Source organism: Bacteroides acidifaciens, assembly GCF_024623065.1.
GTDB lineage: Bacteria > Bacteroidota > Bacteroidia > Bacteroidales > Bacteroidaceae > Bacteroides > Bacteroides acidifaciens.
Window position 1 is genome coordinate 1 of the sequence record NZ_JANJZR010000043.1, and the last position, 14,814, is coordinate 14,814.

The window sequence follows — 14,814 nt, forward strand, 5'->3', positions numbered from 1 at the left end:
CAAAGCCCTGGCTTGGGAAAGTCGGGGCTTTGTTTATACAAAAAAGAGGATGCATCGTTTCGACACACCCTCATTTTTTTATCACCAATCTTGGCAAAAAGCAAGTGATACCAGCCACCCATAATTGACATTTTGACAATATTTCATCCTCAAAATTGCATAAACACCAAATTAATATGTAAATTTGCAGCATAAAACTAATACAGTTGTAGAAATATGAAAGTATAACTCAAAAAACTTAAATAGCCATGAAAGCCAAAGTATCTCTAAAAATGCTCATTTTATCAGCAGTTCTTCTTGTTGCGTCGCTTGCTACTTCTGCACGTAGCTACGACGGTCAATTGATTTATAACCCGATAGAAGAAAATGGTGTAACAGTAGGACAAACTGTTTACAAAATGGACGGGAGCACACTTGCCAACTACATGAAGTACAATTATAAGTACGATAACAAAAAACGTATGATTGAAAGCGAAGCCATGAAATGGAACAGCAGCAAGGATGAATGGCAAAAGGACTTGCGTATCAACTATATTTATGAGGGCAAGACTGTCACTACCAACTATTACAAATGGAACGCCAAGAAAAAAGCCTACGTACTGGTCCCCGAAATGACCGTTACGATGGATAATACCAATATGTAACATAACTCTCTCTCATTCTAATATTCTAACAACAAGAGACGCCGCTTCTGATGAAGAAGTGGCGTCTCTTGTTTATCATAATATCAAGTCGGCAGTTACAACACATAAAAACGTTCTTGCAGTTCTTTCAGAAAATTTCTGGAGATTATCAAATCATTCCTGTCATGAAAAGGCGGATAAAGCTGGCAGCACTTGCCGTCAATCATAGCCAGAAAGTTTACATTTACAATAGCCGACTGACTAATCTGCACAAAAGCCTGCGAATAACCGATAATGTCTTCCGCCTTTGTGTTCCGCTTCAAGTTCAACCGGGTTTGATTGAATAATACTACCTGCCATTGACGCTTATCTTTCAGATACTCAAAGAAGCCGATTTCCTCAAGGCGAAGTAATCTGAATCCTGTCACTGTGCTAATCATGAACGTGCCATGCTGTGACATCAAGGTACTGAAAGAGGATGCGAAAGAAGGCGGGGGAAGCAAAGCGGAAGCCGACATAACCTTCCGATAACGGTCTATAATAACTTTTAATTCTTCACTTTCAAAAGGCTTCAACAGGAAATCGAAAGCCGATTCGCGCAAAGCCTGCAACAGATACTTGTCATAAGAAGTGTAGAACACCACTTTCATATCCCACAGTACATCATCCCTTATCTCACTCAGCAAATTAAGCCCAAATACATCCGGAAGTTCCACGTCGAGAAACAACAAATCCGGATGCAACTCCATAATCATCTTTTTCCCTTTTGCACCGTTGCTTGCCACTCCTTTAACCTCAAATTCACGATAGGGCCCCAACTCCCGGCGCAAAGCGTCAATCGCTGTACGTTCATCGTCTATGATGACCACTTTATACTTCTCTTCTGTCTCCATCATAAATCATAAGAAAAACGGAACGGGATATATACCGATACTTGAGTACCGGTCTTTCCATCATTCCTGTTGGTTATATCAAAACGTATCTTATCACTCTTATTTTTCGCATTCAATAGCTGGATGGTCTGATAAAGGACTTTCAGCCCCGTACCGGTCCCGCATGTCGCAGAAGACACCTGCGGGAGATATCCCCGCCCGTTATCCGCAACCGTAATACAGACCCCGTTCTCTTGGCGGGAGACACATACTGCCAGCTCCTTTGCCCCATCCTTTCCCGCCAACCCATGCTTAATGGCATTCTCCACGGGAATCTGCACAATCATAGAGGGAACCATGATGCGGGTAGCGTCCAACCCGTCCTCTATCGTGACTGTCGGGGTAAAACCATCACCGACACGTCCTTTCTCCAAGTCAATGTAGGAGCGCACAAAGTCCAGTTCGTCCTGCAAGGGTACGCTCAGTTTCTCTGTCAGTTCGAGACTCCGGCGAAGATATTTCACCAGCCCCATCAGATTATTTTTCACTTCCTCCGAGCCATTGAACTGATTAATCTCACGTCCCAACACATTGAAAGTAAAATGAGGAGAAATCCGGCTACGCAGGTTCTCCATGCGGATGCGGTTTATCTGCTGAAAGAAACGTTCACGAAGAAATTCGCGTTTCTTGCGCATATACCAGATAATGACTATCGTACCTACCACAAGCAGCACACTGACAAGCACCCAAATATACACGCTTAATTTTAAAGCCCTCACTTCACCCTCCTGTTGCTGAATCCGCATCTCTTTACGCAATACAACCGTATTCTGCCGATAACGCATATCCAGTTCGGCCACACGCATCTGCACCCGTTCGCTGCGGATGGAATCATCCAAATGGCGATCACGTTTCAGATACTCATAAGCGTGGCGGTAATCACCGATACGCTCAAAATAATGCTGGAGATATTGGTTACGTATGGTCAGCATATTGGCATCGAGATGCCCCACGGGAGCAGTACGGGCAATCATCTTCTGTGCCTGCCTTAAATTTCCTTTCTTCAAGGCAAGCTCAATCATTTGGGTCTCGATATAGTGCACGGCTGAATTATGCTGTATTTTTGAGAAGAAACGATAGCTATCGTCCAGGCAAGTTTGCGCAGAGTCGAGATTGTCAGTCAGTACATACAACTCTCCCAGATTCACCTTAATAAAGTTCTGTTCGAATACCATTTGCGAATGGGCGGATACCAGTTCATTCGCCCTACGCATGTATTTCAGGGCTTCCTGATAGTCTTTTATATAATAATAATAGTTACCGCGGTTGTTGAGATACGTCCATTTCTCTCCTACATTCATTCCGTCGAAGAATTGTCCTGCCAGTTCATAGTAGTAATCTGACAAAACAAAATCACGTAATTCCATATAAGTCTGCCCTAGTCCGTAGTAGATAGGAAATTTCGTATGTTCCGACAAGTTTAACGAATCACAAAGGAACAAGGCACGGCGATAATAAGAAGCGGTGTGCGCCAGGTCGCCACTATGCAGGTACGCATCAGCCATATTGATGCAAATATCCGGGAGACGTTGTAGTTTCTCCCCTTCCAGACAGTACCTATACGCCTGTTCATAGTCCATTATCGCAGAGTCAGGACGGTTCAACTGCATCCATACATTCCCTTCCATATTATAAATCTCGGACAGCACGTTATTCCATCGGGAACATCTGACAGCCTTAGGCAAGAATTCTTTCACCTGACGGTGATAATAAAGAACGGAATCAAAATCGGAAGAAACGAAGAATGTTTTTCCGTACAGAGCGATAAGACGGTAATAAGATTGTGAATCCTGTACCTGTATCAACGCGTCACGTATCTGCGAGCGGGAATAAAGCACATTGGAAAACAGAGAATCCTGCACGCGGACTTCCAAAGAATCAACAAAAGTTTGTCCACACAAGGCCCCGCTATGATGTTTATCAGTATATCCGCAACTCAATAACACCAATAGCCCCAATAACCCGAATAGGCTCATAGCAGCCCCTTGTTTCATTTCCCCCTTATTCATGTCATATTTTGAATGTGACAAAAATACATTATTTATCCTGAATCCCAACGAATTTTATTATTTTTTTAATACCTTTGCGCCCATATAAATATGAGCAACTGACCTAATGAGTCCACTGAACTTCACCCACATTTTGACACAGGCAGTCGATGAGCTATCGGAAAGCGAATCTTACAAAGGACTGTTTCATCAGCATAAAGATGGCGAGCCACTGCCCTCTGCTAAAGTCTTGTATGAGATTATAGAGCTTTCACGCTCCATTCTCTTCCCCGGATATTACGGGAATTCAACTATCGACAGCCGGACAATCAATTATCACATTGGTGTAAATATTGAGAAGTTATTCGGTTTGCTCTCCGAGCAAATCCTCGCCGGGTTGTGTTTCAGCGTCAGCATAGAAGGGAAATGCAATGTCTGCTCAGACTCCAAACGGGAAGAAGCCACACGCCTTGCTGCTAAATTTATCAGCAAACTGCCTGCCATGAGAAGGATACTGGCAACCGACGTGGAAGCTGCCTACAACGGCGACCCTGCTGCCGAAAGCTATGGTGAGGTAATTTTCTGTTATCCGGCTATCAAGGCTATCAGCAACTACCGCATCGCGCATGAATTGCTGGAACTGGGCGTTCCCTTGATTCCCCGCATCATCACGGAGATGGCACATAGCGAAACGGGGATTGACATCCATCCGGCAGCGAAAATCGGCAGTCATTTCACTATCGACCACGGCACGGGTGTCGTTATCGGTGCTACAAGTATTATCGGCAACAATGTCAAACTATACCAAGGTGTTACTTTGGGAGCCAAGAGTTTTCCGCTGGATGCCAATGGAAAGCCCATCAAGGGTATCCCCCGCCACCCGATTCTGGAAGACAATGTGATTGTCTATTCCAATGCCACTATCCTGGGCAGAATCACTATCGGGCGCGACGCAACTGTGGGCGGTAATATATGGGTGACAGAGAATGTCCCCGCAGGAGCAAGAATCGTACAAACCAAAGCAAAAAAATAAAATCAAATAACTATATATGAGCGAACAATTCGAGATGATTGCCAAGACCTTCCAGGGACTGGAGGAGATACTTGCAGAAGAACTTACAGTATTAGGAGCCAACGACATTCAAATAGGACGCCGGATGGTTTCATTCTCCGGAGACAAGCGTATGATGTATAAGGCGAATTTCTGCCTTCGTACCGCTATCCGTATCCTGAAACCTATCAAAAACTTCACTGCCAAGAATGCCGACGAAGTTTATAACCAGATACAAGCCATTCGATGGGAAGATTATCTCAATGTAAACAAGACATTTGCTATTGACGCAGTGGTGTTCAGCGATGAGTTCCGCCATTCGAAATTCGTTTCGTATAAAGTAAAAGATGCAATTGTAGACTATTTCCGCGAGAAAACCGGAAAACGTCCGTCTGTCCGCATCAACAATCCGGATGTATTGCTGAATATTCACATTGCACAGACCACCTGTACGCTGTCTTTGGACTCTTCCGGAGAATCACTGCATCGCCGCGGTTATCGTCAGGAAGCAGTGGAAGCTCCGCTCAACGAGGTGTTGGCTGCCGGCATGATTCTGATGACCGGATGGCGCGGAGAGTGTGATTTGATTGACCCTATGTGCGGTTCGGGCACTATTCCCGTCGAAGCTGCACTCATTGCAAAGAATATTGCTCCGGGAGTATTCCGCAAAGGATTTGCCTTCGAAAAGTGGGTGGATTTCGATGCGGATATGTTCGATGAGATTTACAATGATGACAGTCAGGAACGTGAGTTTAAACATAAGATTTACGGATACGACAACAATCCGAAAGCGAATGAGATTGCCACACACAACATAAAAGCTGCGGGCGTATCGAAAGATATAGTGCTGAAACTGCAACCGTTCCAGCAGTTCGAACAGCCGAAAGAGAAATCAATCATCATTACCAACCCGCCATATGGCGAACGTATCTCTACAAATGACCTACTGGGACTTTACCAAATGATTGGTGAACGTCTGAAACATGCGTTTGTAGGTAATGAAGCATGGGTGCTGTCTTATCGTGAAGAGTGTTTCGACCAGATTGGTTTGAAAGCAAGTCAGAAAGTTCCTTTATTCAATGGGCCGTTGGAGTGCGAGTTCCGCAAATATGAGATTTTTGACGGAAAGTACAAGGAGTTCAAGAGCCAAGAAGGAGAAGGGGAAGAGAAGAAAGAGGCTGAAGGAGAACAGGCTCCAAGATTCAGAGAAAGAAAAGAATTTAAACCACGTCGCGAAGGTGAGTTCAAACCGCATCGGGATGGTGAATCCAGACCTCGCAGAGAGGGAGAATACAAGCCGCGCAGAGAAGGTGGTGAGTTCAAAGGTGGTGACAGAGATAGAAAGCCACGGGGAGAATTCCGCGGAGGAAGAGATTCAAGGCCCCCGAGAGAGTTTAAGGGGAATCGGGAGCCGAGGATTCCGAAGAAGGAAGAGGAATAAACAATTCTAATTCCAACAATTTATTCACCCTGTAATTCGCTAGTTAATAATTAATTAAAAACTTGAAGTTCCAAATTGGAACTTCAAGTTTACACCATAGTTCTAATGTTCAGTCACAAATTGGAACCTGTCTAAACAAAAAAAGATGGATGATATAGCCATTATAGAAAACAAAATATACGAAATCAGAGGGCAAAAAGTTATGCTTGACTTTGATTTGGCAGAAATGTATGGAGTTGAGACTAAACGCCTCAAAGAACAAGTACGTCGTAATATTGAACGCTTTCCTGCTGAATTCATGTTCGAGCTAACAAAGGAAGAAGTTACAATTTCAAGGTCGCAAATTGCGACCTTGAAAACAGGACAAGGATATAATATCAAATATCTTCCGTTTGCATTTACTGAATATGGTATAGTTATGTTATCCAGCGTCCTCAAATCCAAGACCGCTGTGGAAGTAAATATCAATATTATCCGTGCTTTTGTACGTATGCGCCAATATCTTCTATCCAATGTACCTAAAAAGGAGTTGGAAGAATTAAAACAACGCATCGAATATCTCGAAGAAGATATTACTTCTGATAGGGAAAGTTACGAAAAACAATTTGACGACCTATTTAATGCCTTTGCTAAAATAAGTACAATTATCCAATCAAGACAGACTCCCTTGGACAGAGTAAAAATAGAAGGATTTAAAACAAATAATAAAGAAAAGAGCAATGAGTAAAATTGGAAAAAGAGCCATTCTGCTATTGTTGGCACTACCAATCGGATTCAATGTTATGGCACAAGAAACCAAAAAGCCAACACTGGAAGAACTGATTCCGGGTGGCGAAAGCTATCTGTATGCAGACAACCTGTACGGACTGCAATGGTGGGGTGATGAATGCATGAAACCGGGCGTAGATACACTCTATTCGGTTCAGTCTAAAACGGGTAAGGAAACGATGGTTATCACCCGTGAGCAAATCAACAAAGTACTTGCTGAAAATGAGGCCGGGAAATTATCACACCTGTACTCTATCCGCTTCCCGTGGGCGGACAAACCGCAAATGCTATTCACAGTAGCAGGAAAGTTTATCACATATGACTTTAAGAACAACCGCATTGTCAGCACCCTCAGACTAAGGGAAAAGGCTAATAATGAAGACTTTTGCGCAGCCAACGGCAACGTAGCTTACACAATAGGCAACAACCTGTACGTAAACGAACAAGCGGTAACCAACGAACCTGAAGGCATCGTTTGCGGACAATCCGTACATCGCAATGAGTTCGGCATCAACAAAGGCACTTTCTGGAGTCCGAAAGGCAGCCTGCTCGCTTTCTACCGTATGGATGAAAGCATGGTCACACAATACCCGCTTGTTGACATTACCGCACGTGCGGGAAAGGTAAACAATATCCGTTACCCGATGGCAGGAATGACCAGTCACCAGGTAAAAGTAGGCATCTACAATCCCGCAACAGGAAAAAGCATTTACCTGAATACAGGCGACCCTACCAACCGTTACTTCACAAATATCAGTTGGGCACCGGACGAAAAGAGCCTCTACCTCATAGAGTTGAACCGTGACCAGAATCACGCCAAACTCTGCCGATACAATGCAGAGACAGGCGAACAAACCGATGTATTATATGAAGAAACTCATTCCAAATATGTAGAGCCGCAGAATCCGATTATATTCCTGCCGTGGGATGATTCCAAGTTTATCTACCAAAGCCAACGTGACGGATACAATCACCTCTATCTTTTCGACACACAGGCTAAGGTGTATCCCGATACTCACTCCACTCCTATTGGTAGTACCTATCGCCAATTCTACAAGGTGAAACAACTGACCAAAGGCAACTGGCTGGTAAAAGACATCCTCGGCTTCAATGCCAAACGCAAAGAAATCATCTTCACCGCTATCGAAGGCTTGAAGAGCGGGCACTTTGCTGTAAATGTCAGCAACGGAAAGATGAGCCAACCGTTCAGCAGTTGCCAAGAAAGCGAACACAGCGGCATTCTTAACGCATCGGGCACTTATCTTATCGACCGTTATTCGACGAAAGACCAGCCCCGCGTCATCAACCTGGTAGACACCAAGAACTTCAAAGAAACCACCAACCTGCTGACAGCAAAAAGCCCCTACGAAGGCTACCAGATGCCAAGCATCGAAACCGGAACCATCAAAGCAGCCGACGGCACTACCGACCTGCACTACCGGCTTATGAAACCGGCAGACTTCGACCCTAACAAGAAATATCCGGTCATTATCTACGTCTACGGCGGTCCTCACGCACAATGCGTCACCGGCGGCTGGCAGAACGGTGCACGCGGATGGGACACCTATATGGCAAACAAAGGCTATATCATGTTCACCATCGACAATCGTGGCAGCAGCAACCGCGGACTGGAATTTGAAAACGCCACCTTCCGCCGTCTCGGCATCGAAGAGGGTAAAGACCAGGTGAAAGGCGTCGAATTCCTGAAATCACTTCCCTACGTAGACGGTGAACGTATCGGCGTGCACGGATGGAGCTTCGGCGGGCACATGACCACCGCCCTGTTACTCCGTTACCCGGAAATATTCAAAGTAGGCGTTGCCGGCGGCCCTGTAATCGACTGGGGATATTATGAAGTGATGTACGGCGAACGCTATATGGACACTCCGGAGACGAATCCCGAAGGCTACAAAGAATGTAACCTGAAGAACCTTGCCGGCCAACTGAAAGGTCACCTATTGATTATTCACGACGACCACGACGACACCTGCGTGCCACAGCACACTCTGTCGTTCATGAAAGCCTGCGTAGATGCCCGCACCTACCCCGACCTGTTCATTTACCCATGCCACAAGCATAACGTATTAGGTCGCGACCGTGTACATCTGCATGAGAAAATCACCCGGTACTTTGAGCAGAACCTGTAAGAAGCAACCGCATCCATAGCATAACAAATTACAATATAACTTATAACAGTACAAAGATGAAGATATTATTACTAGGCTCGGGCGGCCGCGAACATGCGCTTGCATGGAAAATTGCCCAAAGTCCGAAAGTTGAAAAACTATACATTGCCCCGGGAAATGCCGGAACAACTGCCGTAGGCGAGAATGTCAACATCAAAGCAACTGATTTTGAAGCTATCAGCGCTTTCGCCCTGAAAGAAAACGTCGAAATAGTAGTGGTAGGTCCCGAAGACCCGTTGGTAGAAGGCATCTACGACTATTTCCAAGAACGTCCCGAGCTGAAACACATCGCTGTTATCGGTCCTTCGGCTCAAGGAGCGCAACTGGAAGGAAGCAAGGAATTTGCCAAAGGCTTTATGATGCGCCACAACATCCCGACAGCCCGCTACAAAAGTATTACCGCCGATAACCTCGAAGAAGGGCTCGCTTTCCTTGAGACACTGGAAGCTCCCTATGTACTGAAAGCCGACGGTCTTTGTGCCGGGAAAGGCGTTCTTATCCTTCCTACGCTGGATGAAGCGAAGAAAGAACTGAAAGAAATGCTCGGCGGCATGTTCGGTTCCGCATCGGCAACCGTTGTGATTGAAGAATTCCTGAGCGGTATCGAGTGTTCTGTATTCGTACTGACGGACGGTGAGAACTACAAAGTACTTCCCGTAGCCAAAGACTACAAACGCATCGGTGAAGGAGACAAAGGGCTCAACACAGGCGGAATGGGTAGCGTAACTCCTGTCCCGTTTGCTGACGCGACATACATGGAAAAGGTACGCACACGTATCATCGAACCGACCATCAATGGTCTGAAAGAAGAAAACATCACTTACAAAGGCTTTATCTTCCTCGGACTTATCAGCGTGAAAGGCGAACCGATGGTTATCGAATACAACGTCCGCATGGGCGACCCCGAAACAGAAAGCGTGATGCTCCGCATCCAGAGCGACCTCGTCGAACTGCTTGAAGCCACAGCCGCAGGCAACCTGAACGAGAAAACACTGGTGATGGACCCACGTGCGGCCGGTTGCGTAATCCTCGTCAGCGGAGGCTATCCTGAAGCCTACGAAAAAGGATTCCCCATCAAGGGACTGGAACAAGCTGCTGCTACGGACAGCATCATCTTCCATGCCGGAACAGCTCTGAAAGACGGACAGATAGTCACAAACGGCGGACGTGTCATTGCGGTTTGCTCTTACGGCGCAACGAAAGAGGAAGCGCTTGCACAGAGCTACAAAGTGGCGGATATGATTGATTTCGACAAGAAATACTTCCGCCGCGACATCGGATTCGACTTGTAAAAAGGCAAATTATCAGGCATGGATTATACAGTCATGAGAAGTAAAAAACTACAGAATCAAGTAACGACAGGGCGGCTCACCCTGCCCGTCGTTATCCTTATCTGCACCCTCTGCTGGGTGTCGACCTACTTTTTATTTCCCGACCTCATAACCTCAGCCACACAAGAAAGCCTTTCATCGTTCTGGCAATCTGCCCGTGACCTCCTGTTCCCGGGTTGGGCGGAACGAATCGTCAGTTTTCTTGTCTACGCCGTTATCGGCTATTTCCTGATAGAGCTGAACAACCAGTTCGGCATCATCCGCATGAGGGCTTCCATGCAGACAGCCATCTACTTCCTGCTGGTCACCGCCTGTCCGGAGATGCACCTGTTATATGCAGGAGACATTGCTGCCCTGGCTTTCCTCATTTCCATTTATTTCCTATTCAGAAGTTATCAGCAGTCGCATTCATCAGGTCATCTGTTCTATTCCTTTTTCTTTATCGGAGCGGGAAGCATTCTTTTCCCACAGCTCACCATCCTCTCGGTGCTTTGGTTGCTCGAATCCTACCGTTTCCAGTCGCTCACTCCGCGTAGTTTCTGCGGCGCGCTGCTCGGATGGATGCTGCCCTACTGGATGCTGTTCGGACACGCCTTCTTCTATAATGAGATGGAACTGTTCTATCGTCCTTTCAACCAGCTATTAACTTTCGGAGAAGTCTTCCATTTGCCAATCCTTCAACCCTGGGAATTGGCTATACTGGGCTATCTGCTCGTGATGTTTATCGTCAGTGCCGTGCATTGCATCGCTGCCGGATTTGAGGATAAGATACGTACACGTGCCTATCTCCAATTCTTGATAGACCTGACGTTCTTCCTGTTCCTGCTGATTGCCTTGCAACCGATATATTGCAGTGCCTTGCTGCCTTTGCTTATCATAAGCAGCAGCATCCTAATCGGACATTTCTTTGTACTGACCAATAGTAAAAGCTCGAATGTGTTCTTTATCATTTCATTGGTCGGCCTCATCCTCTTATTTGCTTTTAATATATGGACGCTTTTGTAGATTCAATGATACAACTCCTCATAGAATGGGGATTGCCGGGAATGTTCATCGCCGCTCTGCTGGCGGGGAGTGTGGTTCCTTTCAGCTCCGAAGTAGTGCTAGTGGCGTTGGTGCAGCTCGGTTTGCCACCCGTCGCCTGTCTGGTATCCGCCACCTTAGGCAATACGGCAGGCGGAATGACCTGCTACTACATGGGACGACTGGGCAAGATACATTGGATAGAAAAGTATCTCAAAGTAAAGAAAGAAAAAGTAGACCGCATGGTGAGCTTCCTGCAAGGCAAAGGAGCCATGATGGCGTTTTTCGCCTTCCTGCCTGCCATCGGGAGTTTAATAGGCATCTCGTTAGGCTTCCTGCGTAGCAACATATGGCTCACCACCAGTGCCATGCTGACAGGCAAGCTGCTACGCTACATACTGCTACTTTATGTCTTTGAAAGCGCCTGGGAAGCCATAGCCAGCTGACAGAAGTATCTGCAAGAAGACAGGCAACCACTGACAAGTATTACGCATTTATAGATTGTGCAATGGAAAGAATAATTGAGAGAACTGATGACGGGAGCGCTACTCTGTTTGTTCCGGAATTGAATGAACATTATCATTCGACGAAAGGGGCACGCACGGAGTCGCAACATATTTTCATTGATATGGGGCTGAAAGCCTCTCCTGCCGCTACTCCACGTGTGCTTGAAATCGGCTTCGGGACAGGGCTCAACGCTTGGCTCACCCTTGAAGAAGCGGAAAGAAGCAGACGAAAGATACACTATACAGGACTGGAACTCTATCCGCTGGACTGGCAGACAGTAGAACAGCTAGGATATATCTCCAGCGATGAGCAGCTTACCATACATCGAACACAAACAGCAACCGACGAGCAATTTACCCTGAATGATGAAGAAGAACAACAATCGGCTTTCGAACTGTTTAAGCAGCTTCATACATCGCCCTGGGAAAAAGACGTGCAGCTTACACCGCACTTCACCTTACGGAAAACAGAAACGGACGTCAATCAATGGATAACGGCATACCCAACTTCCCAACCTCCGTTTAATACCATCTATTTTGACGCCTTCGCCCCGGAAAAGCAACCGGAAATGTGGTCGCAAGAACTATTCAACCGCCTCTATGTTTTATTAGATAGAGACGGAATCCTGACCACCTACTGTGCCAAAGGTGTAGTACGCCGAATGTTGCAGACAGCCGGATTCACAGTAGAACGCCTCCCCGGGCCTCCGGGTGGTAAACGGGAAATATTACGGGCCCGGAAACAAGAGTAGAAACAAGATAAGATTGAAACCCTGAAACAGAAAAAATCATGAAACAACAACTAAAAGATATGAGAACACTTTTCCTTCTTGGTGCCTGCCTCCTGGTGGCAGCCTGCACAGGACGTTCCTCCCAAGCAAGCAATGACGAAGAGACAAAGCCGGTGATAACCGTCACACTGGAACCGCAACGTTATTTCACCGAGGCTATTGCCGGAGATAAATTCAAAGTAGTCAGCATGGTGCCCAAAGGTTCCAGCCCGGAGACATACGATCCTATCCCCCAGCAACTTGTTTCTTTAGGAGACAGCAAAGCCTATTTCCGCATCGGATACATCGGCTTCGAACAAACCTGGATGGACCGCCTGATGAACAATACTCCCCATATCCAAGTGTTCGACACCTCGAAAGGAATCGACCTCATACTCAACAATGATGACCATGGGCATGCCCACGCCCACAACAGTCACGACGGCCATATCCACGCCGTAGAGCCACACGTATGGAATTCTACCGGCAATGCTTTAATCATCGCCGGAAACACCTACAAAGCCCTTAGCCAACTGGATAAAGCAAACGAAGCATATTATAGAAACCGTTACGATTCTCTCTGTCAGCGCATCCAGCACACCGACAGCCTGATTCGCCGACAGCTCTCCACCCCCGAAGCAGCCAAAGCCTTCATGATTTATCATCCGGCCCTCTCCTACTTCGCCCGCGACTACGGATTGCATCAGATTTCGATCGAAGAAGGAGGCAAAGAACCTTCTCCCGCTCATCTGAAAGACCTGATAGACGTCTGTCAGGCGGAAAATGTAGGCGTTATCTTCGTCCAACCGGAGTTTGACAAACGCAATGCGGAAACCATCGCGCAGCAAACCGGAACGAAAGTGGTTCCTATCAACCCGTTAAGTTATGACTGGGAGGAAGAGATGCTGAATGTAGCCAAAGCCCTTGCGCCGCAAGCTGCCACTAAATAAACGTATAAAAAAGGAACCAATCAAGCCCTTTCCAATAATGAAACCAATAATCGAAATAAAGAATCTTTCTGCCGGATATGACGGTCGCACTGTTCTCCACGATGTTAATCTAAGCATCTACGAACGGGATTTTCTAGGTATTATAGGTCCGAACGGAGGCGGCAAGACAACGCTTATCAAGTGCATCCTCGGTTTGTTAAAACCAACCGGAGGGGAAATTATATTCCATACTCCCGAGAAGGCTCCCATAAGAACATCTACGGAAGGGACTTCGACAGAAACATCTGCCAAAAACTCCCACCAAAGTTCTTCCGCGAAATCCCAGCTTTTCCTCGGTTACCTGCCGCAATATAGCACCATAGACCGGAAGTTCCCTATTTCCGTGGAAGAAGTGATCCTGTCCGGATTGAGCATACAGAAGTCGCTCACCTCCCGGTTCACTCCCGAACAGAGAGAGAAAGGCAAACAGATTATCGCCCGCATGGGGCTTGAAGGGCTCGAAAGCCGCTCTATCGGACAATTAAGCGGCGGGCAACTGCAACGTGCCCTGTTAGGACGCGCCATCATCTCGGACCCCGCAGTGTTGATTCTCGATGAGCCCAGCACGTATATCGACAAGCGTTTCGAGGCACGCCTTTATGAGTTATTGGCTGAAATCAATAAAGAATGTGCCATTATCCTTGTCAGTCACGACATCGGCACTGTATTGCAACAGGTAAAATCCATTGCCTGTGTCAATGAAACGCTGGATTACCATCCGGACACGGGTGTTACTACCGAATGGCTGGAAAGAAACTTCAACTGCCCCATCGAGCTATTGGGACACGGCACATTGCCTCATCGGGTTTTAGGAGAACATCATCACCATCATTAAGGATACACATATTCAATATCCCAAACATATATATACAGCAACCCAAGTATTAATACCTGAAATCTCAACCATTAACAGCTGATATTACAAGTGTTAACACCTAACGGCCAAGCTATTAATAGTTAACCTCTGTTGTATTAATAGTAAACTTGCTCTTCTTTAACAGGAAAGTTATGCTTGACTAAGGATAATCTATAAACGCAAGTTACGTTTATAAAATTGAAAGCTTTGTTTTTATAAATGAAGCTTGCAATTATAAAAACAAAGCTTGCAATTATAGTTTATGACGAATGAAAAAGAAGTTTGTCATTAAGGCAAAAGAAGTTGACTAACAGGATAAAGGAAGTTTTTCTTTAATACACCAGCGCTTA

At 46.1% G+C, this 14,814-nt stretch carries 13 protein-coding genes; 11 read left to right on the top strand and 2 right to left on the bottom strand.

The genetic code is table 11. From position 1 onward, the window contains the following. Positions 1-248 precede the first annotated feature (248 nt). Positions 249-644, top strand: coding sequence for a DUF3836 domain-containing protein (locus tag NSB03_RS12795; RefSeq protein WP_024987540.1), 396 nt, complete (start codon positions 249-251; stop codon positions 642-644). Positions 645-739: 95 nt separating this feature from the next. Here the strand turns inward: NSB03_RS12795 and NSB03_RS12800 are convergent, their stop codons facing one another. Continuing rightward, positions 740-1,519 carry a LytR/AlgR family response regulator transcription factor gene (locus NSB03_RS12800; protein WP_024987539.1) on the bottom strand — a complete coding sequence of 260 codons (780 nt, stop codon included), beginning with the start codon at positions 1,517-1,519 and terminating at the stop codon, positions 740-742. After that, entirely contained in the window at positions 1,516-3,549 is a 2,034-nt protein-coding gene (locus tag NSB03_RS12805; protein ID WP_136013370.1) for a tetratricopeptide repeat-containing sensor histidine kinase, read from the bottom strand. Before NSB03_RS12805 ends, NSB03_RS12800 begins: the two co-directional genes overlap by 4 nt. Before the next feature lie 121 nt (positions 3,550-3,670). Between NSB03_RS12805 and epsC the strand changes: the two genes are divergently transcribed. The 10 genes from epsC to NSB03_RS12855 all read left to right on the top strand — a co-directional run bounded on the left by epsC (position 3,671) and on the right by NSB03_RS12855 (position 14,443). After that, entirely contained in the window at positions 3,671-4,576 is a 906-nt protein-coding gene (gene epsC / locus NSB03_RS12810) for a serine O-acetyltransferase EpsC (protein ID WP_024987538.1), read from the top strand. Between the two features lie 16 nt (positions 4,577-4,592). Beyond that, the gene (locus tag NSB03_RS12815; protein ID WP_257466424.1) at positions 4,593-6,035 is read left to right on the top strand and encodes a THUMP domain-containing class I SAM-dependent RNA methyltransferase; all 1,443 of its coding nucleotides are present in this window, start codon (positions 4,593-4,595) and stop codon (positions 6,033-6,035) included. Positions 6,036-6,180: 145 nt separating this feature from the next. Next, positions 6,181-6,762: an ORF6N domain-containing protein gene (locus NSB03_RS12820; protein ID WP_024987537.1), complete on the top strand. Its 582-nt coding sequence runs from the start codon at positions 6,181-6,183 to the stop codon at positions 6,760-6,762. Continuing rightward, complete coding sequence (locus NSB03_RS12825) at positions 6,755-8,950, top strand: S9 family peptidase (RefSeq protein WP_257466425.1); 2,196 nt, start codon at positions 6,755-6,757, stop codon at positions 8,948-8,950. The genes NSB03_RS12820 and NSB03_RS12825 overlap by 8 nt, the downstream gene beginning before the upstream one ends. Before the next feature lie 56 nt (positions 8,951-9,006). Continuing rightward, the gene (gene purD / locus NSB03_RS12830; RefSeq protein WP_024987536.1) at positions 9,007-10,281 is read left to right on the top strand and encodes a phosphoribosylamine--glycine ligase; all 1,275 of its coding nucleotides are present in this window, start codon (positions 9,007-9,009) and stop codon (positions 10,279-10,281) included. Between the two features lie 33 nt (positions 10,282-10,314). Then, entirely contained in the window at positions 10,315-11,325 is a 1,011-nt protein-coding gene (locus NSB03_RS12835; protein WP_257466426.1) for a hypothetical protein, read from the top strand. Next, a complete protein-coding gene (locus NSB03_RS12840) occupies positions 11,310-11,789 on the top strand; it encodes a YqaA family protein (protein WP_024987535.1) in 480 nt (159 codons plus the stop codon). The genes NSB03_RS12835 and NSB03_RS12840 overlap by 16 nt, the downstream gene beginning before the upstream one ends. A 62-nt stretch (positions 11,790-11,851) precedes the next feature. Beyond that, the gene (gene mnmC2, locus NSB03_RS12845) at positions 11,852-12,601 is read left to right on the top strand and encodes a tRNA (5-methylaminomethyl-2-thiouridine)(34)-methyltransferase MnmC2 (protein ID WP_024987534.1); all 750 of its coding nucleotides are present in this window, start codon (positions 11,852-11,854) and stop codon (positions 12,599-12,601) included. Positions 12,602-12,639: 38 nt separating this feature from the next. Beyond that, a complete protein-coding gene (locus NSB03_RS12850) occupies positions 12,640-13,569 on the top strand; it encodes a metal ABC transporter solute-binding protein, Zn/Mn family (RefSeq protein ID WP_024987533.1) in 930 nt (309 codons plus the stop codon). Positions 13,570-13,606: 37 nt separating this feature from the next. Beyond that, on the top strand, positions 13,607-14,443 hold the full coding sequence (locus tag NSB03_RS12855; RefSeq protein ID WP_008770478.1) for a metal ABC transporter ATP-binding protein: 837 nt from the start codon (positions 13,607-13,609) through the stop codon (positions 14,441-14,443). Positions 14,444-14,814: the final 371 nt, after the last annotated feature.